Below are 20,066 nucleotides of genomic sequence, written 5' to 3'. Positions count from 1 at the left end.
TCTATATAGGAGGTCACCAATATATGAACCTATCCACCCAAGGCGGTCATCGACCCGCCCAACCCTGGACGATCTATGTCATCCATCATTCCCACACGGATATCGGCTACACCGAGCGCCAAGAGAGAATTGAGCAGTACCATGTTGACTTTATCCGCCAGGCACTAAGCATCACGGAAGCAGCACAACGCGGGGAGCGCCCGGAATGGGAAACGTTCCGCTGGACTTGCGAGACTTTCTGGGCCGTAGAGAAATTTCTCGAAGCAGCGACTCCTGCAGAAAAAGCAGCTTTTCAACAAGCGGTAAAGCGTGGCGACATCGAACTGTCCGGAACCTATCTCAACATGACCGAGCTCCCGGATTTCGACCTCCTTCAGCGGAATCACGGCAAGGCGCAAAGGTTCGCGGAGTCCTTCGGACATCGGATCGACAGCGCCATGACCGCCGACATTAACGGATACAGCTGGGGGTATGCCGAAAGCCTGCTGCAAAATAACATCGAGCATCTGTTTTCCTGCATCCATACGCATCACGGCATGTATCCGCTGGGCCGCAAACAAACCCCGTTCTGGTGGGAAAGTCCGAATGGCGGCAGGCTGCTTGTCTGGAACGGCGAACATTATATGTTCGGCAACGAGCTCGGGTTCTGCCCTGATGCACTGGGCAAATACATCATCAAGGACGAGCTTCAGCATAACCTGATGGAGCCTGAGCAGCGTCATAACGAGATCGCTGCTTTAAGGATTAACCGGTATTTATGGAATCTCGAGCAGGAGTCCTATCCGTATTCCTTCGTTCCGGTCATGGTCTCCGGTCTGGGCACGGACAATGCATCCCCGAATGCGGATATCGCGGAGTGGATTACGAAATGGAATGAACAATACGGCGACCAAATCACCATTAAGATGGCTACGCTGTCCGAATTTTTTGCGGCATTGAAACAGGAGGACCTATCCGCGCTTCCGGTACACCGCGGGGATTGGCCGGACTGGTGGACTGATGGGGTCGCTTCAACAGCGATGCATACCCAGATTTACCGGGATGCCCAGCGCACGCTTCGCAAAGTCAAACGGCTCGATCCGGGCCATGAAGCGGCAAGCCTCGCCGAGATCGAGGATGCCTCGCAGGCGCTGACCATGTACGCCGAGCATACATGGGGCTATCATTCCTCCGTGTATGAGCCATGGCATCCGCAGGTGCAAATGCTCGAGGTGCGGAAGCAGGCCTATGCGGCGGAAGCCAGCAAGCTGGCTTGCCGGGCACTGGATAAAGCGCTCGTAGCCCGTCAGGGTGCGCTGCTCGCTCCCCATCGTCCCCTGCGCTACGAGGTGGTCAATACGGAACCGGCCGCGGCGACACTGCAGGTAGCCATTCCGCTGGATGGCTGGGAACACGTGCTCCTGAAGAAAAAGTTCGAGCTCATCGACGAAACGACAGGGCAGCCTCTACCATACCAATTGGCACATACGGGAGCGCTTGTCACGCAGCTCTCACTTGAACCGGATGAGTCCCGGATCCTGTACATCCATCCGCGCGAAACACCAGATGCACTCTCCGCTTCCGGGAACATCGTGACCGCGCGCAACACCGAACCGATTGCGTGCGAAGGAATCGCCGACATCCAGAACCAGCACATAACTCCTTTTCCGATCGTGGTGGGCAAGCGTTCGATCGAATCCGAATCCTTCCGGATTGAATGGGAGATGAATGAAGGGATTACAGCCTGGATCGATAAGGCACGCTCGGCGGATCTGCTGGACGGCGCACGCGAGCATGGGGCATTCACCCCTATCTACGAGGTAACGCCGGCACAGGATGAGCATAATCCTTCCGAAATATGCTCAACCCGCCGCCGCATGGGACGCAACCGGAAGGGCACGAACGTCCAGCGGGATACCGGACGCTTGACCCGAGTCACCGTGCTGGACAACGGACCGCTATTTGCTCTGGTCGAACTCGTGTTCGACGTGAAGGGACTCAGCTACTATGCCCTCCACATCAAGATGTTTGCCAACCAGCCTCGGGTCGAGGTGTCCGTCCGGTTCCACAAGGATAGCGTCTGGCTGCCGGAAAATGTCTATGTGGCTTTGCCGTTCTCCATGGGCACTGAAGCCGAGCTATACGTGGAAAAAGCCGGTTGTCATCTCCGGCCTTGGAAGGATCAGATTCCCGGAAGCTGTCTGGATTACACCAGTGTGCAAGAGGGAATATTCTGGCACTCGGCCAAAGACCGGGAAGCGTTAGCCCTGTCCATGACGGACACGCCGCTCGTACAGCTGGGAACACTGGAGCACGCGCCTCGTCAGCTCCACGCCATGCAGCCGGCGGACAGCCGTCCTTCCACGTATGCCTGGATATTGACCAACTACTGGGAAACCAACTTCAAAGCGACGCTTGGCGGCTTCTACGAGTTCCGTTATGCGGTAGAGCGGCATTGCCAGCTGGATCCGGAGCAGGCTGCGAAGACCCTGCACGCTTCAACCGGACAATTTACGGTTCACCGAATTAAATAAGTCAGGATGAAAAACAGCTGCCCTGGTTTCAAGGCAGCTGTTCTCATTATGAAAGGCAGGATGGCCGTTAAGCCGGTTTCTCCGCCCTTATTATTTTTTTCAGCAAGACTACGTCCATGCCCACATGAACCCGTCACGATCCCAAGCGATCCGGCCGCCATGCAGTTTGCGGAATGCCTTCTTCACTTCCTTGGACAGCGAGGCATTTCCGTTTTCGTTAACGAAAACAAATTCTTCCCCGAAGTTCTCGCGTACATAGCGGATGGCCTCCGTCTGATACAAGTTACCCGTAAAACGGATTTCCTCCACCATCCATTCGGCCACCTGCTGGGCTGTGTATGTCATATTAACATCGTTCCCTTCTGTATACCTTCACTTATTATAACAGAATGGACGATAGAATCGATTTTTATGAAGATGGCAGACTACATCAAGATCATTGTCAGCAATAAAAACTGGATAGAACCTACAATCTCGATGATTCCGACCTTCATCGGTTTCATTACTTTTCCGGAATACAGTAACGTCTTAATAAACGGAAATAGGAATGGCAGACACATCCATGGATTCCCGAAGATGATCGGCAGAACCAACATCACAGCATGATACAATCTTGCGTATAGGGTCCAGCGCTTGTTTTTGCGTTCGCGGAAGACCGATTTGACAAAAAACACGGTACCCGTGAAATAAAGGAAATTATAGCCGATGACGGCGGCAAGTTTCGGATCGAAACCACCGCCCCCCAGCATATAAGCAGCGGCGCCTCCGGTACAGAACAGCAGAATCGCGCAAATATCATTTAACAGCGCACGCTCCGCTTTCTGAAGGACATGCCAAACATTCACCATGATCAGTATGAGCAGCACAGGTGCAAACCAGAGCATCAACGGTTTGAAGATAAGCACCGGAATCAAGAACGCAACGGAGATAAGAGAATAAACGATCCCCCAGGATATCCATGTCTTACGTTGGGATGTTTTCTTTAAGGATTGCAGAAACGGATAGGATGCCATGTATAAACCTAACCACGCCAAAAATAGCGGAATGTGCAGAAGGACCGGCTTGGCTGCCGCCATTCCTAGGATATAGGGCACGCTGACCATGGCCCAGCCACCATGCTCCCGGGGGATGACAAACCTCGTCTTTTTCATGTGTCTCTCCCTCTCCAATCCATAAACTCATACCCGTCACGATTCATGTCTTCAGCCATTCGAACAACGGCCAGGCGGATGATAAGTAATATCGCTGAAGGTACCCACATACTGAACGATGTCACCCGATTCGTCCTTTACCGCGTTAATCGTTAGCAGCTCCAAATACTCTTCCCCATTCTTCCTGCGGTTCCAAATCTCCCCCTGCCAGCTCCCGTGTTCCATGATTTCAGACCACATCGCCTGATAAAATGCCGGTGATTGTCTTCCGGATTTCAATACGCTCGGGTTCTTGCCGAGTACTTCCTCCTCCGAATATCCGGTTAACTTCGTGAATGCCGGATTGACGGCATTAATCTTTCCGCTTGGATCCGTAACCAAAATCCCCTGGCCGGTGGAGTTAAACACCTCGGATTGTACGGAAAGTTTGTCCTGATAGTACATCCATACCACAATAACGAAGCTGGCAAGCGCAACCTGCGATAAGGCCATGAATCCAATGGAATATTGCCCCGTAGCCGAATGGATAAAGGAAAGCATCAGTGGCGGGAAGAATCCGCCAAGGCCGCCCATCATGGACACGATACCGTTCACAATGCCGGCCTGCTTGTTGAAATAAAGGGGCACGAGTTTAAAAATAACCCCGTTTCCGAGCCCGGCACCAACGGCTATGGTTAAGCAGCCGGCCGTATACAAGCCAATGGACGGAGAGAATGCCAACAGAATGGCCGCAGCGGTGAGCCCTATAAATACGCCCATTAATAAGAACAGCGGTTTAAATTTATCTGCAAGCCAGCCGCCCACAGGACGTAATAAAGTTGCTACCAAAATGAACCCTGCCGTCCGCATCCCGGCGTCCACCTTCGCAAGCTCGAAATGGGTAACCAGGAAGTTCGGCAAGTACACCGTAAAGGCTACGAACGAGCCGAATGTAATAAAATAAAAAAGAGAGAAAAACCACAGTTTTTCATTTTTATATACACCCTTGATCTGTTCCATAACCGGTGTTTTCACCTTGATTTCTTTACGGTCGCCTAAGAGTATATTTAGCAAGGCAAAAATCAGCAGCAGAACCAAATACAGCTGGACGGTTTTGGACCATCCGATCTGAGTTGCGATGACCGGTGCAGCAAACGTGGTAATGGCGGTACCGATGTTGCCCATCCCGTAAATTCCATTTACGAGCCCGAGCTTCTCTTTCGCATAATATTTAGGCAATGAGGTCACGCCGACCGAGAACACGGCCCCCCCGATCCCCAGGAACAAGCCGCCGATTACCAAATGCGTAAAGGATGTAGCCGAGCTGATAAAATAGACCGGAAACAGCAGCAGGATAAAGCTGGCGATAAAAACAATTCGTGCTCCCACCACATTGGCGTAATAGCCGAGCGGAATCCGGAGGACCGAACCCAGCACCACCGGAATAGCCGTCAGAATAGCGAGGCGGTCGGCCGTAATGGAGATATCCTCCCGAATAAACGGCAGGAGCGCGGAGATGATGACCCATACCATAAAGCCAAGCACCAGATTCATTGTTTGCAGCGGAAGCTGCACCTTTTTGATCATTTCCATCACCTTTTCTAAAGCGTAATGAATGGCATATTGATCCCCAGCTCCTATTGTACGTGCACCTATTCACAATGCTAATAGGGAAGTTCCCTGAATCTCTCCGGGGAACTTCCCTATTCCTTTAAGCAAGGACCCTTTATTGCGCCCTTGTATATATGTGTAAGGACTAGAAATCCAGCAATTTTTTCTTCAATGCATATTCCACTAACTCCGGGCGGCTTTTCAAATTCAGCTTTTCCATAATTTTGGCTTTGTGCGCCTCCACCGTCTTGACCGATACGAAAAGTTTTTCCGCAATCTCCTTATTGCCATAGCCCTTGGCAATCAGAGGCAGGATCTCAATCTCCCTTTTGGACAAACTGTTGAACGGATCCTGCTCCGCGCTCTCACTATCTTTCTTAATAAACTCCCGAACCAGGGAAGTCGCCATCTGGGGATGGATATAGGTCCCTCCCTTATGCACCATACGGATGGCGGAGATCAATTCATCATCCGGCGCATTTTTGAGCACATAACCTGAAGCCCCGTTTTTTAAAACATGAAACAGGTAATCGTCATCATCATACATGGTTAGAATCAGAATTTTCGTGTCCGGAAATTCGCTGCTGATCTTGCCGGTCGCAATCAGTCCGCTTTCGCCGGGGGGCATGCTTAAATCCATCAACAGCACATTCGGCCGGTGCTTCGCCACCATGGCATAAGCCTCCATCCCGTCTGCCGCCGTCGCGACGACCTCCATATCTTCCTGGTAATTCAGAATCATGGAAAATCCGCTGCGGACCACGGCATGATCATCCGCGATCACAATTTTCATGTAACCATCACCTCCGGCTTGTCGTCACCATTCGTAAGCGGAATGTTGAGCTGAATCGTCGTACCCTCGCCGGGAGCGGATAGCAAAACAAACTGACCACCGACGAGCTCTGCGCGTTCCCGCATCCCGTACAGCCCCAGCCCGGTTCCCTTAGCTTCATCAATGACCATGTTAAACCCGACTCCACGGTCCCGGACGGTTAACTGAAGATAGCCATTCACTTCGCATAATCGTACATGCACCTCGTCCGTTCCTGAATATTTCATGGCATTCAGCACCGCTTCCTGGCATACCCGGTACACAACCGTTTCAATCTCGCTGCCGTAGCGGGCTGCCGCTAGCTCCGCAGAGAATTCAACAAGCACTCCGTAATTCTTCCCGATCCATTTAAAATGGGAGCGGAACGCAGCCTCAAGCCCCAAATCATCTAATGAAGCAGGTCTGAGTTCAACGGATAAATGCCGGATATCATCCAGAAGCCTGGTTAAAGACACCTCGGTCTGATGCAGCTTCTTGAGCACATCCTCGCCTACATTCATATATTTAACGACACGCAGGTCGACCAGTGAGCTGAGCAGCTCTTGAGCCACGCTATCATGCAGTTCGCGGGATATCCGCTTACGCTCGTCCTCCTGTGCCTTGATGACATATTTCAGCATATTCGTCCGCTGCAGCATTTCCTGTGTTTTCTGCTGCTTCGTCAGGTCAAGGAGCATCATCACCCGGATGCCGCGGGCTTCATCGATGATATGGTAACTGGCCGCATAGGGAACGATGCCTTCGCCGCGCGTCTTAAGATAGACCTGGAACGATGAAAACTCCCCATGCGGATAATCTAAATAGCATGTGGAGCAGGTTATGAGATCCTGTTCATCGGTATAGCCTTTGCAGGTCTGGCAGAAGGAACCATCCGCACCGGACTGCATCCTCTCAATCACATCAATGTCAAGGATGTTCTCCGCAGCCGGATTCATAGCCACCACGCTGCCCTTTTCGTCGATAAAAAAAATGGCCTCCATGCTATTCTGATACATGCTTCTAAGCAATTCGCTTAAATGCTCATCCGTCATCTGAATCAAGGCTGTGATACCTCCTTGGCGTAAAAAGCACCAAATTCCGTTCCTATTCCTTCCTGAAACGACTCAAAGGACCTTGGATCGAGCACGTTTTCCCTGCGATATCCCACAAGCAAAACCCCCTTGACGCGAGAGCCTTCCCACAGCGGTACTGCGCCAAGGCTTTTCAACTGCTCTGCAACGATTATCGGATAATTATACAAGTCCCTTGATTCAATATCGGCATTCACGTTTTGAATCAGCATCGGTTTTCCGGTCTTAAATACCATGCCCGCGATGCCTTTGCCGGAATGTAAAACGATACGCTTGTACCTCTCATTTATATTTCCCGAGGCATACTGCCAGGTCAATACAAATCGGTCTTCAGCCGGCTGCACCAACGCCATGGACACGAAATCGAATTGAAACCGGGCTCGAAGCTTATCCATTTCACTTTGGTAATTAAAGATCGGCTGATTCTTCATTTCCATTACTCCTCTGACGTAGAAAAGAAGGCCACACAGCCTTCTTCCGCTCTACGATTCAAATTTACGGTGCTTTCTATACAGAATATATCTTCTCCCCACATAATTCAACGGAACACTCCACACATGCACCAATCGGGTAAAAGGCCATAAGCCAAAAATGCCGAATCCAGCCAGAATGTGAATTTTAAACGACAGCGGCACGTTCACCATCAACGAAGCATCCGGACGAAGCATAAACAATCCACGGAACCACACGGAGACCGTTTCCCGATAATTGAATTCCGGCTGTACCGCGTTTGTAACCAGCGTGCTGTACATCCCCATAAATACGATAAACAGCAGGAGGACATTAACCAGCATATCGGAAGCGGTGCTGAGTTTTCGGACATTACGAATGGTGAACCGCCTGGCCGTTAACAATACCATACCTCCCAGCGTTAGAAAGCCAAATGCGCTTCCGATGTACACCGCTCCGATATGATACATATGATCGCTGATCCCCAGCGACTCCATCCAGGATTGAGGGATAGCTAAGCCTGCTACATGCCCTCCGATAACCGGAATGATACCTAAATGAAACATGAGACTGCCCAGCTTGAGATGTTTCTTCTCGATAAACTCGCTGGATTTTGCCGTCCAGTTAAACTGGTCCGTACGGTAACGGTAAATATGACCGACAATAAACACGGCTAGGCAGATATAGGGGAAAATGACCCACAGAAACTGATTAATCATGCTCATGAGCCGCCTCCTCCTGATTGAAACATGCTTTAAACGTCTCGCGAAGACCTTGAATGAGATAAAGATACGGACTCTTATATTTCTCCAAAGCTTTAAGCAGATGATAGGTGCCGTCCTCCATGACAGCCAGCATTAAACCCAGGCTCTCTCCAGCTTCCTTCTCGCGCCCCTGCCAATTCGCTGCATATAGAAACTCGCACATCAGCGGGAGATAATCCGATAGTTCCGAGCCCGCGATGCCCAGACCAAACATTTCATACGTCTCTTTAAGTTTGGCGAGCATCTGACCACGTTCCCTGCCATCCTCAAATTTATAAAAGGTCATATACAATGTAGATTTCGACTGAAAGTCGAAGGTCTGGACGTACAGCTCTTCAATCTCTTCCATGCTGTATTCATGCATGGTCGTCCAGTACGTTCTGACGGATTCATAGGCCGGGTCAGAGGAGTCAAGCGACTCCTCCATAACCGACGGGTGGAAATCCAGCTTTTCCGGGTACGTGAGCTGCTGAGCGAAAAAACCGAAAACATGTTTATAATCATGCAGCTTTCCGAGATTAATCACGCCAGATCCCCCCATAAAAGTTTTCTTCGTACAGCTCTTTGCCCGTTTTGCCCTGCAGTCCTTCCGGTCCGCAACCGCCGCAGCTTGCGCTAAAACCTTCGGAACCCTGCGAACGGTAAACATCCATATGGCTTTCTTTATGCGAAGTCGGGACAACAAACCGGTCATCGTATTTCGCGATGGCAAGCAGACGGTACATCTGCTTCATTTGGTAGGCGGTCAAGCCCACCCGTGCTATCCGTGTCTCATCAAACTCAGCCCCCGACGATTGCGCGCGCATATAAGAACGCATCATCGCCATTTTTTGCAGGGCATCCTTCACCGTCACCGTGTCCCCTGCTGTGAGCAGATTCGCGAGATATTGAATCGGTGTTCGCATCTCCTCAATTGCAGGGAAAATCATGTCCGGATTCTCGATCGAATCTCTGCCTTCAAAGTAGTTCATGATTGGACTAAGCGGCGGTACGTACCAAACCATCGGCAGCGTCCGGTACTCCGGATGGAGCGGAAAGGCCAGCTTGTATTCAATGGCTAGTTTATAGACAGGCGAATTTTGGGCAGCTTCGATCCATTCTTCAGTTAAGCCGTCCTTCCGCGCCTGCTCGATCACTGCCGGATCATGCGGATTCAGGAACAGATCGCACTGGGCCTGATAAAGATCCTTCTCATCCGGTGTGGAAGCTGCCTCCTGTACCTTGTCGGCATCGTACAGCAGCACGCCCAAATACCGGATACGTCCTGTACAGGTTTCGGAGCATACCGTAGGCAGACCGGCTTCAATTCTTGGGAAACAGAAGGTGCATTTCTCGGCCTTGTTCGTTTTCCAATTGAAATATACCTTTTTGTACGGACAGCCTGTCATGCAGTACCGCCAGCCGCGGCAGGCTTCCTGGTCCACCAATACGATGCCATCTTCATCCCGCTTGTACATCGCACCGGAAGGACAGGACGCTACGCAGCTCGGGTTCAAGCAATGCTCGCACAGGCGGGGCAAATACATCATGAACGCCTGCTCGAAGTTGAATTTAATCTCTTCCTCGATTTTTTCGATATTCGGATCCTTCGGGCCGGTGACATGGGCTCCCGCCAGATCGTCTTCCCAGTTCGGACCCCATTCCAGATTCATCGTCTCGCCGGTTACCGCCGATTTCGGACGGGCCACCGGCTGATGCTTCTTCTCCCCGGCATTCGTCAGATGCTCATAGTTATACGTCCACGGCTCATAGTAATCTTTCATTTCCGGCATATCCGGATTGTAGAAAATTTTGCCGAGCGCGATTTTGGACAGCTTGCTGCCGGATTTCAGCTGCAGCTTGCCTTTTTTCAGCGTCCATCCTCCCTTGTATTTCTCCTGGTCTTCCCAGCGGATCGGATAGCCTATGCCCGGCTTCGTTTCCACGTTGTTGAACCACATGTATTCCGCACCCGGACGGTTGGTCCAGGTGCTCTTGCAGGTGACGCTGCACGTATGGCAGCCAATGCATTTATCCAAATTCATGACCATGGCGACTTGCGCTTTAATCTTCAAGCCAATCCACCTCTTTCATTTTGCGGACAGCCACGTACACATCCCGCTGGTTGCCGATCGGTCCGTAGTAGTTAAAACCATAGCTGAGCTGGGCATAGCCCCCGACCATCTGGGTCGGCTTTACATGGATTCTCGTCGGGGCGTTATGGCTGCCGCCGCGATCCTTCGTAATCTCCGAGCCCGGCACGTTGATGTGTTTATCCTGCGCGTGATACATGTACATCGTGCCTTTCGGCATCCGGTGGCTGACGACGGCGCGGGCGGTGACAACGCCGTTGCGGTTGTATACTTCCAGCCAATCGTTGTCCTGAATGTCGCTCGCCACTGCGTCATCGTTGTTAATCCATACCGTCGGGCCTCCGCGGAACAGCGTCAGCATGTGCAGATTATCCTGATAGGTGCTGTGAATGTTCCATTTGCCATGCGGCGTCAGATATCGGAGCACGAGTGTATCCTTCCCCCCGGTAATCTGTTTGTCGCGCGGCCCGAATACCATTGGCGGAAGGGTCGGTTTATACACCGGCAGCGCTTCGCCGAACTGCAGGAAAATTTCGTGATCGATATAAAAATGCTGTCTGCCGGTCAGCGTGCGGAAAGGTACGAGCCGTTCAATATTCGTCGTGAACGGGGAGTATCGTCTTCCCATTTTGTTCGATCCGCTGAATACCGGCGTCGGAATGACTTCCCGCGGCTGGGCCGTAATGCTCTGGAACGTAATGCGCTCTGCCGCGCGGTCTGCGGAAATGTCTTTCAGCTGCACGCCGGTGTCCTGCTCCGCCGATTCCCAGGCTCGCTGCGATACCTTGCCATTCGTGGCCGAAGACAGATTCAAAATGGCGTCCGCCGCATTTCTTGCCGTATGAAGTTTGGGCAGGCCGTTTTTGATGGTGTCGTCGTAATACGTTCCGTTCAAACGCTTCAGCTCTTCATACTCCTCGGCGACCGAGAAGCTGACGCCGTGTGCTCCGACTTTGCCTGTAGCCAGGTTCGGACCGAGCGTAATGTATTTGTCGTGAATTTTCGTATAGTCCCGCTCAACCACCGTCAGATTGGGCATTGTTTTGCCAGGTACGGCCTCAATTTCACCCTTGCGCCAATCCTTCACCTCACCGTATGGCTGGGCGATCTCACTTATGGAGTCATGAGAGAGCGGAGTGGTGACCAGGTCCTTATATATTCCCGGAAGATGGGTCTTTGCCATGTCGGAGAAGACCTCGGCAATCGTTCTGTATATATCCCAGTCCGACCGTGATTCCCAGAGCGGATCTACTGCCGGGTTAAACGGATGCACGAAAGGATGCATATCGGTTGAAGACAAGTCCGTTTTTTCATACCAGGTCGCTGCAGGAAGGACTACATCTGCGTACATTGGAGTTGATGTCATCCGGAAGTCCAGGGCAACAAGCAGGTCCAGCTTGCCTTCGACTTCTACGCGCCACACCATTTCTTCCGGTTTATCCTCTTCATTCGGCGTCGAGAGCAGGCTGTCCGAAGCGCCCAATAAATGCTTCATGAAATATTCCTGACCCTTGGCCGAGCTTGAGATCAGATTCGAGCGCCATACGAACAAGGATCTTGGGAAGTTTTCAGGCGCATCGGGATCTTCGGCCGCAAACTTGGTATCTCTAGAGACGATTTGCGCAAGCGTATGCTTCACAATTTCCTCATGGGTGGTCTTCCCCAGCTGCGCTGCCTCCTCCGCAAACTTCAAGCTGTTTTTGTTGAACTGCGGGTAAGATGGAAGCCACCCAAGTCTCGCGGCAAGCACGTTGTAATCCGCCGGATGCTGGTAACGGATTTCCCCGCCCGTTGGCGATTTCAGAGAATCGGCCCCCGTTTCTTCGTACTTCCATTGGTCGGTTGCAAAATAAAAGAACGATGTCGCGTTTTGCTGACGCGGCGGTCCCTGCCAATCTTTGGCGAAGGCAACCGTGGACCAGCCCTCGATCGGGCGGCATTTCTCCTGGCCGACGTAATGCGCCCAGCCGCCGCCGTTTACGCCTTGAGACGCCGTTAGAATGACCAGGTTCAAAATGGAACGGTAGATCGTGTCACTGTTAAACCAGTGGTTAATCCCGGCGCCCATGATGATCATCGAGCGTCCGCCGGTTTCCAGCGAATTCTGTGCAAACTCCCGGGCAATCTGGACCACTACCGATGGTTTCACACCGGTGATTTTTTCCTGCCAGGCCGGAGTATAGAAGGAGTCCGCATCGTTGTATCCGTCTGCATCGAGCCCGCTGTCTGCCTGTCCAATCCCATATTGGCTCAGCATCAGATCGTATACCGTTACCACCAGACGCTCCGTCCCGTCCGCCAGCTGAATTGTCTTCGCCGGAATATGGCGTTTGAAGGTACCGTTGGCGTTGTTGTCAAAGAACGGGAAGGAAATCGACTGCCGCTCCCCACCCTGAGGCTCCACGGATAGCGCCGGCGCAATGACCGAGCCGTCCTCCCGCTCCAGGATCAGGTTCCATTTCTTGTCCTGCTCCCAGCGCTGTCCCATCGTGCCGTTCGGAACCGTGATTTCATTGGTGTTCTCGTCGATAATCACCGGCTTCCACTCGGCATGCTGAGAGGCATCGCCCAGATCGCTTGCCCGCAGGAAGCGTCCCGCCTTGTAGCCCCCCTCAAACTGATCCAATAGAATCAGGAAAGGCATATCCGTATATTGTTTCGCATAATTCAGGAACATCGGCTCCTGACGCTCATGATAGAATTCTTTTAAAATGACATGCGTCATGGCCTGTGCAATTGCCGCATCCGTTCCGGGATTCGGAGCCAGCCAGTTATCGGCAAATTTGACGTTCTCGGCATAGTCCGGCGCGACCGACACAACCTTGGTGCCTTTATATCGCACTTCTGTCATGAAGTGGGCATCCGGCGTCCGCGTTAACGGTACGTTCGAACCCCACATGATAAGGTAACCGGCATTGTACCAATCGCTGGATTCCGGCACGTCGGTCTGCTCTCCCCAGATTTGTGGAGATGCCGGCGGCAAGTCCGCATACCAGTCATAGAAGCTGAGCATTTCGCCGCCGAGCAGGGAAATGAATCTGGCCCCTGAAGCATAGCTGATCATCGACATGGCCGGAATCGGGGTGAAACCGGCAATGCGGTCCGGCCCGTATTTGCGGATCGTATAAATGAGCTGAGCGGAGATCAGCTTCGTGGCTTCCTGCCAGGACACACGGACATGACCGCCTTTACCCCGTGCTTGTTTATAGAACTTGGATTTCTCCGGATCTTCAACGATGCTGGCCCAAGCGGCGATCGGATCGCTGTGTTGGCTTAAGGCCTCTTTCCACATATGCCATAGCCGGCCGCGCATATAAGGGTATTTCACTCGCAGCGGACTGTATTCATACCAGGAAAATGAAGCTCCACGCGGGCATCCGCGCGGTTCGAATTCCGGCATATCCGGCCCGCAGGAGGGATAATCTATCTGCTGGTTTTCCCAAGTGATGATCCCGTTCTTCACAAAAACCTTCCAGCTGCAGGAGCCTGTGCAGTTCACGCCATGCGTCGTCCGCACCACTTTGTCATGCGACCAGCGCTTGCGGTACATATCCTCCCATTCCCTGCTTTTCTCCTCCAGAACGGACCAATTGTCAGAATAGCTTTCCATCCTCTTGAAGAACTTCAGCCCCGACTTTCGTTTCATAGGACAGTTCAACTCCTTCTGCTTGAATGACAATGATTGGGGAATCAATGTGCCGTCCTCGTATAGCTTTATTATGGGTGGCTTCTTCCCCGGTTCCTATTAGGGAAACACCTATATTCCTAAGAGAATTCCCTTGTTGATGGCTTGTCGCCCGGAAAACCCCATAGAAAGGAGCGATTCGTGCACGGTGCGCTTTTTGAACAAAAAAAGGGATGTCCCATAAGACCTGAAGATCTAAATGGGACATCCCTAAGGCAATCATTATGAATCTGGTTGACAAACATAAGAAAAACGTCGATCGACATACTTTCTCAGAAGACAGACCGCGGTGAAAGGTTGATGATCATTCCCCGACCTTCACCGGTACCCCCGTTTCGGCCGACCGCAAAGCCGCGTAGGTAATTTCCATGGTTTTGACGGCATCCTCATAGGTCGATAAGATTCCGGAAGCATCGCCTGTGCGCAGAGCATGGATGAAAGCTTCACTCTCTCGAAGATAAGGATTAGCTGCATTGCGGATTTCCGTTATTTTTCCTTTTTCCTTGACGATGAGTTTATCGGATTGAATGCCGATAACCCCCCGCTCCGTATAGATATCCAAACCAGCCTTATCCGACTCCGGCAGCATGCAGGTATTGGAGATCGTTGCCACGGCGCCAGACTTTAATTTCATCGTAGCGGTACCCACGTCGTGTACCGTTACTCCCTCATGAATGTCCTGTATGGCTCTATGGGCGAACGCCGCATACACTTCATCCACTTCTCCCAACAGGCAGCGAAGCAGGTCAACCATATGAGTGGTTTGCTCGATGAATTGCCCTCCGGAGCCTTCCTGCTGTCTCCACCAGTACACCTGCGGCATGTCTCCCATCCAGTAGCCAAGTGCCATCCCGATCTTCCGGCCTTCCAGCAGCTCGGCAGCCTTCATGGCTGCATCCGTATAACGGAAATGGTACCCTGCAGACGTAATTAAACCGACCTTCTTCACCTCATGCAGAATCTGCCTTGGCGTATCCAGGTTCGTGCCCAGCGGCTTCTCGACCAAAAAAGAAATGTCCCTCTGCACGAGCTGAGATTCGATCTCTCCATGCGCAAACGGAGGAACGCAGATATAAACCGCATCAGGCTTGGTTGCATCCAGCATTTGCTCAACGTTGCTATACGCCTTCGCCGCGGCATAGCCCCGCACCGCTTGTTCCGCTTTCTCCTGACTCGTCCCGACAAATGCCGCAACATTCACTCCGTCCATGTTGGACAGAATATCTGCATGAACTCTGCTAAACCAGCCTGTACCGATAATTCCTATGTTTAATGCCATCTGAACCTAAAACCTCCCTTTCCATTTAGAGACGCTGTCCTTTTCTTCTCAACCCATGGATAAACAAATCCTGCAGCGAACACGACCAGCATCAGGATGTAAGCAATGATAACGATTTCAGTAGAGCTGATGTCTCCAGAATACATCAAATGGACCCTGGTTCCAATAATAATCGTTGATCCTACTTCGATTATAAATGGAATCAGCGAACTTTGCTGAAGAAGCATACCGGTAGGTATGGAAAAAACAATGAGGCAGCCGCAATCGGCTGCCTCTTCTGTCTTGTAACACGTTACATTTCTATTTCAAAGTTAATTTCTTCTCCCAGGTTAACTCATGCCCCTGCTCATCAATAAAACGGAACAAGACCTGGCCCTCCTCGCCCTTCATCTCGTCAGGATAGATAAACCCGGAAAATTGTCCATTTCCACTGATATAAAATCCGTCTTCCCCGTTCTGCCCGTGTTCAATCGCTTCTTGAAACGTGCTCTTGATCTCCGTTTTGTCCGATTTCCACTCCATTTCACTCAAGGAGTAACCCTCCGGAAGTTTGGTCACGCTAAAGTCGAAGCTGTTTCCCGTTATCGGCTTGGGGGTCTGATCGATCACAATAAGGATCTGCTGATCCCCCTCCGCCGCTGGATCCTGAATTTCATTTTGTTTTTCCTGATCAGGATCTTTGGTTGCTTCCGAGTCTCCTTGGTTCGATTCGGGATCCGCTGAAGCATCGGTCCCGTCCTTACTGGTGGCCGGCGTTTCAGGATCGACCGCGTTACCTTGATCCGTTTCAACCGGCGAGCCAGCTTGGGTTTCCGGAGACTTCGTGTCCGATGGTGTGCCGCACGCGCTGGTCAGAAGCAGCACGAGCAGTGTCGAAATAAGATAGATATATTTTTTATTATTCATGAATTTCCCCTCTGCTTTCGTTCAATGTAAAATAAAAGGCCACGCCTCGATCCGTATTCATCACGCCATAGTTGCTTTCATGAAGGACCAGAATATGCTTGACAATCGCGAGTCCAAGGCCGGTACCTCCGGATTTGCGATCCCGGGAACGCTCGGCTCGGTAGAATTGGTCCCCATATCCGCCTCATATCCGCTTTCGAAATGGGCTTGCCTGCATTTTCAATGATCGTGGTGACCTTCCCTGGGGACATCCGCAGTAACCTTATGGTAACGACGCTGTTCTCCTCGGCATGCCGGATGGCATTGCTCAGTAAATTGAGAATAACCTGTTCAATCCGCCTCGAATCCGCCTGAACGATGGCCTCTTCATCTAGACCTTGATGGATGCTAAGCTGGAGACGTTTGTCCTCCAACTGCCGGGTAAACGAATCCGCCGCCTGTTGGATAAGATCCGTGAGCGAAAAACTTCGGGGCTGCAGCCTTATAGCCTTCACTTCGAATTTGGAAAGCTCCAGCATATCCATAATCAGCGCATTCATTCGATCCGTTTCATTGACGATGAAGGCAAGGTACCGTTCTCTTTTATCGTCAGCCACGCCATCCTGCAGCCCTTCCGCAAATCCCTTGACAATCCCCAGCGGGGTCTTTAATTCGTGGGAAATGTTCGCGATCAGCTCTTTGCGGAGCTGTTCGGACCTCAGCTTCTCCTCTACGTCTTCCTGCAGCTTGATATTCGCGCGGGTAAGCTCCTTCAGAGCTTCATCCAAATTCTTCGACAAAACAATCATGCTGCGTGACAGCTCCCCGAATTCATCCTTGGAACGGATTTCCGCCTGCGTTGAAAAATCCAGCTTGGCCAGACGCGCCGCCGAACGGTTTAACTGCACCAACGGGCGTGAGACCATTCGGGAATAGATCAAGGACAGGATGATGACAAGCACCACTATAATCGGCGTCATATAGATAAAATACTGCTTAAGTGTTCCAACGGCTTCCCCGACCGGCTGCATCGAGGTCATGACAAACAAATAACGATCCCTCTGCCCCTCTTCTGAAAGCAAGCGAACCAGCACCACATATTCGACCCCGCTCCACTTGTCGGTCCATGACATCTGAACCGGCGAACCCTTTTGCAAGCGAGTATGATCCTGTTCGGCTTCCCGCATCCAATCCAGAAGCGCATCGTCTATGAGCGCATCCTGATATAACGGGTTATACGATCACTTCTCCGGAAGCATCAGGTCCGTAACCGTCCCTCTAACCCGTACCAATCCCTCTTCCGTTTCTGAATCCGTTTGCTGTAAGACCACAGGCTGCATAATCGTGTCTTCCTCGTCCATAAAGATGCCATCGACCACCAGCATATCCCCCACCTTGATTCCCTGCGGGATATCCTCTAGGGTCATGCCTTCCATTGGAAGAGGAATCGTTATCATCTTGTCGTCTGCCTGCATCTCCAGAAAGTATGGATTGATATGCAGGCGCGCAAACCGTTCGTTCAGCATCGAGATGCTGGCATCATTCTCATTCATGAAATGACCGAGCAGCCGTGCGGTCTGTCTTTCTCCTGCCTCATTCTCTTTAAGCTGCAATGCGAATTGATTCATATTCCGCTGTAATGCATGGATTTTGGAAGTCCGGTAGAACCGCTCGAAAAATAGTCCTTCCGCTACCATCACCAGTGAAAAAACGATCAATATCATAACAGACGTCACCATAAACAATTTAAAAACAACGCTGCTGCTTCTCATGATTCCATCTCGAATTTGTATCCTGAACGGATGACCGTGCCTATATAGCGGCCTTCATCCCCGAGCTTGGCTCTCAGCTTTTTGATATGCGTGTCAACGGTACGCAGATCGCCCACATAATCGTAACCCCATACCGCATCCAAAATATAATCACGGGACAGGACTTTCCCGTAATGCTTGATCAGAAAGAGGAGCAGGTCATACTCCTTCGGGGACAGATTTACTTTATTGCCCGCAACCGAGACGGTATGCGCCGTTCTGTTCACGTATAAATCGCCGTAGACCAGACGATCCCCCTCACGTCCAACCGTGCCTTCCTTTCTCTTCATTAAAGCAGCGGCACGGGCTACCAGTAGTCTCGGGCTTAACGGCTTTGTCACGTATTCATCGGCCCCCAGCTCGAACCCCATCATGTGATCATCGTCCTCAGCCCTTGCCGTAATCATGATGATCGGCACATCCGACTTCTCGCGAATGCGCCGGCACTCCTCCACACCTTTCGTCTCTAAGTTCAAGACCTAGTATAGAGAAGTGCTGTGTACATCGTGTGTACTCGGTTTGAACTTTAGAAGCTCCTATCACGAGATGATCATCGGACACCCGCAATTCCTTTATCGGAATAAAAAAGGCCGCTCCCCGATCATCGTTCCGGGTTACGACCTTTACAGTTATCTAAAAATCATCCATATCACAATAAACGCAATTAACGAAACAATATAAATGATGAGCAGCTTCGTGAGATTGGTTTTTGTTTTCCGCTCATAGTTCGGGTTTGCCTTCTTATTCTCCTGAGATAATCCTACAAGAAGCGTGGAAACTCCTCCAATTAATGCCAGCGCGATGACGATAATATACATAACCAACCACAAACAACCCCATTCGATTATTCATTATATACAATCTATTATAGAACCTGAGGCATCAGGATCAACCGTAATTATCATGCTTTGTATTTCTGCCTCATTATAATGAACAATCGACTAATGCACACCATCCAATTGCGTCACAGTTTGACCATCCAATTGGATGGTCCTTCACCCTCCATTAGGGCTCTCCTCCATCGTACGCCACCCATTGATGCAGCCGCTCCAGTGCTTCTTCGGCTTCAGGCATCGGAAACAGAGGCCACACATGCATCATATTCTCGTACTCCCAATACTCGGTATCAACGCCTTCTCGGACCAGTTTATCGCGCAGCAGACGGGCGTCCGGCAGGAAGGAATCATCGGTTCCGACGAGAATGACCGTGCGGGGAAGGCTTCTCATCTCGCCAAACAAAGGACTGACAGACGGGTCGTCCATCGAAAGGCTTCCTGCATACATCCTTCCGACCTCACCGAGACCGACCGGCTGGAGAAAGACGTCGCGCTGAGGTATACCGAGCGCGGCAATCTGCGGATTGTCCGTGGCTGCATCCACCCATGGCGAGAGCAGGATTAACCCCTTTTGCGCAAGCGGAGTTCCTTTTACCGACTGGGCCATATCGAGAGCCAGCGCGCCACCCGCCGAATCGCCCATTAGAAATACCGGACTCCCCGCCTGGGCGCAGATGTACTTGTAAAATTCGCGCATCAACCCCGTCAGCTTCTTCGCATCTATAGCCGGGACGGTGGGGTAATTCGGTATGATTACGGTGAATCCGGTTCGCTTCGTCCACTGTTTGGCAAAAGCGAAATGGGGCGGCAAAATCTCTTCGATATAAGCTCCGCCGTGCACATAAACGATGGTCCCCTGTTCCATCGCGCCATGCGATATATAATAGTTCATACTCAAGCCGGATCCGCTGTGAAAATAACGGGTTTCCAATCCTTCCTGTTCCTCTGAAAGTGCAGGATACGGAGGCAAGGTTTCGATATATTGCCGAATCGTTCCGGCATTTTCCCATTTATGATGAAATCCCTCTGCGGTCAGCAGTTCTTTGATAGCAACACTTTCTTTGCTAGGCATATGGTTTTATCCCCTTTGCTGGACGTGATCAATATATCGCAGGTTAGTGTGTCCAC

17 protein-coding genes and 2 pseudogenes are annotated in these 20,066 nt (G+C 51.3%); 1 reads left to right on the top strand and 18 read right to left on the bottom strand.

The features are described from left to right. Nucleotides 1-23 precede the first annotated feature (23 nt). Entirely contained in the window at nt 24-2,513 is a 2,490-nt protein-coding gene (locus ACQKPA_RS19670) for a glycoside hydrolase (protein ID WP_427494197.1), read from the top strand. A 108-nt stretch (nt 2,514-2,621) separates the two neighbouring features. Here the strand turns inward: ACQKPA_RS19670 and ACQKPA_RS19665 are convergent, their stop codons facing one another. From ACQKPA_RS19665 to ACQKPA_RS19580, 18 genes and pseudogenes are all read right to left on the bottom strand, one after another. Then, entirely contained in the window at nt 2,622-2,858 is a 237-nt protein-coding gene (locus tag ACQKPA_RS19665; RefSeq protein ID WP_076320777.1) for a DUF6953 family protein, read from the bottom strand. 80 nt (nt 2,859-2,938) lie between these two features. After that, nucleotides 2,939-3,664 carry a YwiC-like family protein gene (locus tag ACQKPA_RS19660; protein ID WP_427494196.1) on the bottom strand — a complete coding sequence of 242 codons (726 nt, stop codon included), beginning with the start codon at nt 3,662-3,664 and terminating at the stop codon, nt 2,939-2,941. A gap of 51 nt (nt 3,665-3,715) precedes the next feature. Next, a complete protein-coding gene (locus tag ACQKPA_RS19655) occupies nt 3,716-5,230 on the bottom strand; it encodes a nitrate/nitrite transporter (RefSeq protein WP_427494195.1) in 1,515 nt (504 codons plus the stop codon). Nucleotides 5,231-5,399: 169 nt separating this feature from the next. Continuing rightward, complete coding sequence (locus tag ACQKPA_RS19650) at nt 5,400-6,047, bottom strand: response regulator transcription factor (protein WP_427494194.1); 648 nt, start codon at nt 6,045-6,047, stop codon at nt 5,400-5,402. Beyond that, nucleotides 6,044-7,126 carry an ATP-binding protein gene (locus ACQKPA_RS19645; RefSeq protein ID WP_427494193.1) on the bottom strand — a complete coding sequence of 361 codons (1,083 nt, stop codon included), beginning with the start codon at nt 7,124-7,126 and terminating at the stop codon, nt 6,044-6,046. The genes ACQKPA_RS19650 and ACQKPA_RS19645 overlap by 4 nt, the downstream gene beginning before the upstream one ends. Continuing rightward, nucleotides 7,123-7,587, bottom strand: a complete 465-nt coding sequence (locus ACQKPA_RS19640) for a GAF domain-containing protein (protein ID WP_427494192.1) — start codon at nt 7,585-7,587, stop codon at nt 7,123-7,125. Before ACQKPA_RS19640 ends, ACQKPA_RS19645 begins: the two co-directional genes overlap by 4 nt. Nucleotides 7,588-7,638: 51 nt before the next feature. Next, nucleotides 7,639-8,331, bottom strand: coding sequence for a respiratory nitrate reductase subunit gamma (gene narI / locus ACQKPA_RS19635; protein WP_194541777.1), 693 nt, complete (start codon nt 8,329-8,331; stop codon nt 7,639-7,641). Further along, the gene (gene narJ, locus ACQKPA_RS19630) at nt 8,318-8,896 is read right to left on the bottom strand and encodes a nitrate reductase molybdenum cofactor assembly chaperone (RefSeq protein ID WP_427494191.1); all 579 of its coding nucleotides are present in this window, start codon (nt 8,894-8,896) and stop codon (nt 8,318-8,320) included. Before narJ ends, narI begins: the two co-directional genes overlap by 14 nt. Next, a complete protein-coding gene (gene narH / locus ACQKPA_RS19625) occupies nt 8,889-10,424 on the bottom strand; it encodes a nitrate reductase subunit beta (protein WP_427494190.1) in 1,536 nt (511 codons plus the stop codon). The genes narJ and narH overlap by 8 nt, the downstream gene beginning before the upstream one ends. Beyond that, nucleotides 10,414-14,088, bottom strand: coding sequence for a nitrate reductase subunit alpha (locus ACQKPA_RS19620; RefSeq protein ID WP_427494189.1), 3,675 nt, complete (start codon nt 14,086-14,088; stop codon nt 10,414-10,416). The genes narH and ACQKPA_RS19620 overlap by 11 nt, the downstream gene beginning before the upstream one ends. Before the next feature lie 343 nt (nt 14,089-14,431). Then, the gene (locus tag ACQKPA_RS19615) at nt 14,432-15,406 is read right to left on the bottom strand and encodes a Gfo/Idh/MocA family protein (protein ID WP_427494188.1); all 975 of its coding nucleotides are present in this window, start codon (nt 15,404-15,406) and stop codon (nt 14,432-14,434) included. A 300-nt stretch (nt 15,407-15,706) separates the two neighbouring features. Next, nucleotides 15,707-16,312, bottom strand: a complete 606-nt coding sequence (locus ACQKPA_RS19610) for a hypothetical protein (protein ID WP_427494187.1) — start codon at nt 16,310-16,312, stop codon at nt 15,707-15,709. Beyond that, a pseudogene (locus ACQKPA_RS19605) lies at nt 16,305-16,424 on the bottom strand (hypothetical protein); the annotation flags it as partial. The gene ACQKPA_RS19610 and the pseudogene ACQKPA_RS19605, both read right to left, overlap by 8 nt. Next, entirely contained in the window at nt 16,390-17,217 is an 828-nt protein-coding gene (locus tag ACQKPA_RS19600) for a sensor histidine kinase (RefSeq protein WP_427494369.1), read from the bottom strand. The pseudogene ACQKPA_RS19605 and the gene ACQKPA_RS19600, both read right to left, overlap by 35 nt. Before the next feature lie 315 nt (nt 17,218-17,532). After that, a complete protein-coding gene (locus tag ACQKPA_RS19595; protein ID WP_427494186.1) occupies nt 17,533-18,015 on the bottom strand; it encodes a hypothetical protein in 483 nt (160 codons plus the stop codon). 44 nt (nt 18,016-18,059) lie between these two features. Next, nucleotides 18,060-18,554: pseudogene (locus tag ACQKPA_RS19590) on the bottom strand (response regulator transcription factor); the annotation flags it as partial. A gap of 177 nt (nt 18,555-18,731) precedes the next feature. Beyond that, entirely contained in the window at nt 18,732-18,920 is a 189-nt protein-coding gene (locus tag ACQKPA_RS19585; protein WP_427494368.1) for a hypothetical protein, read from the bottom strand. Between the two features lie 187 nt (nt 18,921-19,107). Next, nucleotides 19,108-20,010, bottom strand: a complete 903-nt coding sequence (locus tag ACQKPA_RS19580) for an alpha/beta hydrolase fold domain-containing protein (protein ID WP_427494185.1) — start codon at nt 20,008-20,010, stop codon at nt 19,108-19,110. Nucleotides 20,011-20,066: the final 56 nt, after the last annotated feature.

The organism is Paenibacillus sp. NPDC093718, from assembly GCF_050279985.1.
GTDB lineage: Bacteria > Bacillota > Bacilli > Paenibacillales > Paenibacillaceae > Paenibacillus_AQ.
The sequence above is the reverse complement of the archived record's forward strand: the minus strand, read 5'-3'. Positions and strand labels throughout refer to the sequence as shown.

Coding starts and splice junctions, on each gene's coding strand:
- ACQKPA_RS19670 (WP_427494197.1), top strand. CDS start 24: ATGAACCTATCCACCCAAGGCGGTCATCGACCCGCCCAACCCTGGACG.
- ACQKPA_RS19665 (WP_076320777.1), bottom strand. CDS start 2,858: ATGACATACACAGCCCAGCAGGTGGCCGAATGGATGGTGGAGGAAATC.
- ACQKPA_RS19660 (WP_427494196.1), bottom strand. CDS start 3,664: ATGAAAAAGACGAGGTTTGTCATCCCCCGGGAGCATGGTGGCTGGGCC.
- ACQKPA_RS19655 (WP_427494195.1), bottom strand. CDS start 5,230: ATGATCAAAAAGGTGCAGCTTCCGCTGCAAACAATGAATCTGGTGCTT.
- ACQKPA_RS19650 (WP_427494194.1), bottom strand. CDS start 6,047: ATGAAAATTGTGATCGCGGATGATCATGCCGTGGTCCGCAGCGGATTT.
- ACQKPA_RS19640 (WP_427494192.1), bottom strand. CDS start 7,587: ATGAAGAATCAGCCGATCTTTAATTACCAAAGTGAAATGGATAAGCTT.
- narI (WP_194541777.1), bottom strand. CDS start 8,331: ATGAGCATGATTAATCAGTTTCTGTGGGTCATTTTCCCCTATATCTGC.
- ACQKPA_RS19620 (WP_427494189.1), bottom strand. CDS start 14,088: ATGAAACGAAAGTCGGGGCTGAAGTTCTTCAAGAGGATGGAAAGCTAT.
- ACQKPA_RS19615 (WP_427494188.1), bottom strand. CDS start 15,406: ATGGCATTAAACATAGGAATTATCGGTACAGGCTGGTTTAGCAGAGTT.
- ACQKPA_RS19610 (WP_427494187.1), bottom strand. CDS start 16,312: ATGAATAATAAAAAATATATCTATCTTATTTCGACACTGCTCGTGCTG.
- ACQKPA_RS19600 (WP_427494369.1), bottom strand. CDS start 17,217: ATGGTCTCACGCCCGTTGGTGCAGTTAAACCGTTCGGCGGCGCGTCTG.
- ACQKPA_RS19595 (WP_427494186.1), bottom strand. CDS start 18,015: ATGATATTGATCGTTTTTTCACTGGTGATGGTAGCGGAAGGACTATTT.
- ACQKPA_RS19585 (WP_427494368.1), bottom strand. CDS start 18,920: ATGTATATTATCGTCATCGCGCTGGCATTAATTGGAGGAGTTTCCACG.
- ACQKPA_RS19580 (WP_427494185.1), bottom strand. CDS start 20,010: ATGCCTAGCAAAGAAAGTGTTGCTATCAAAGAACTGCTGACCGCAGAG.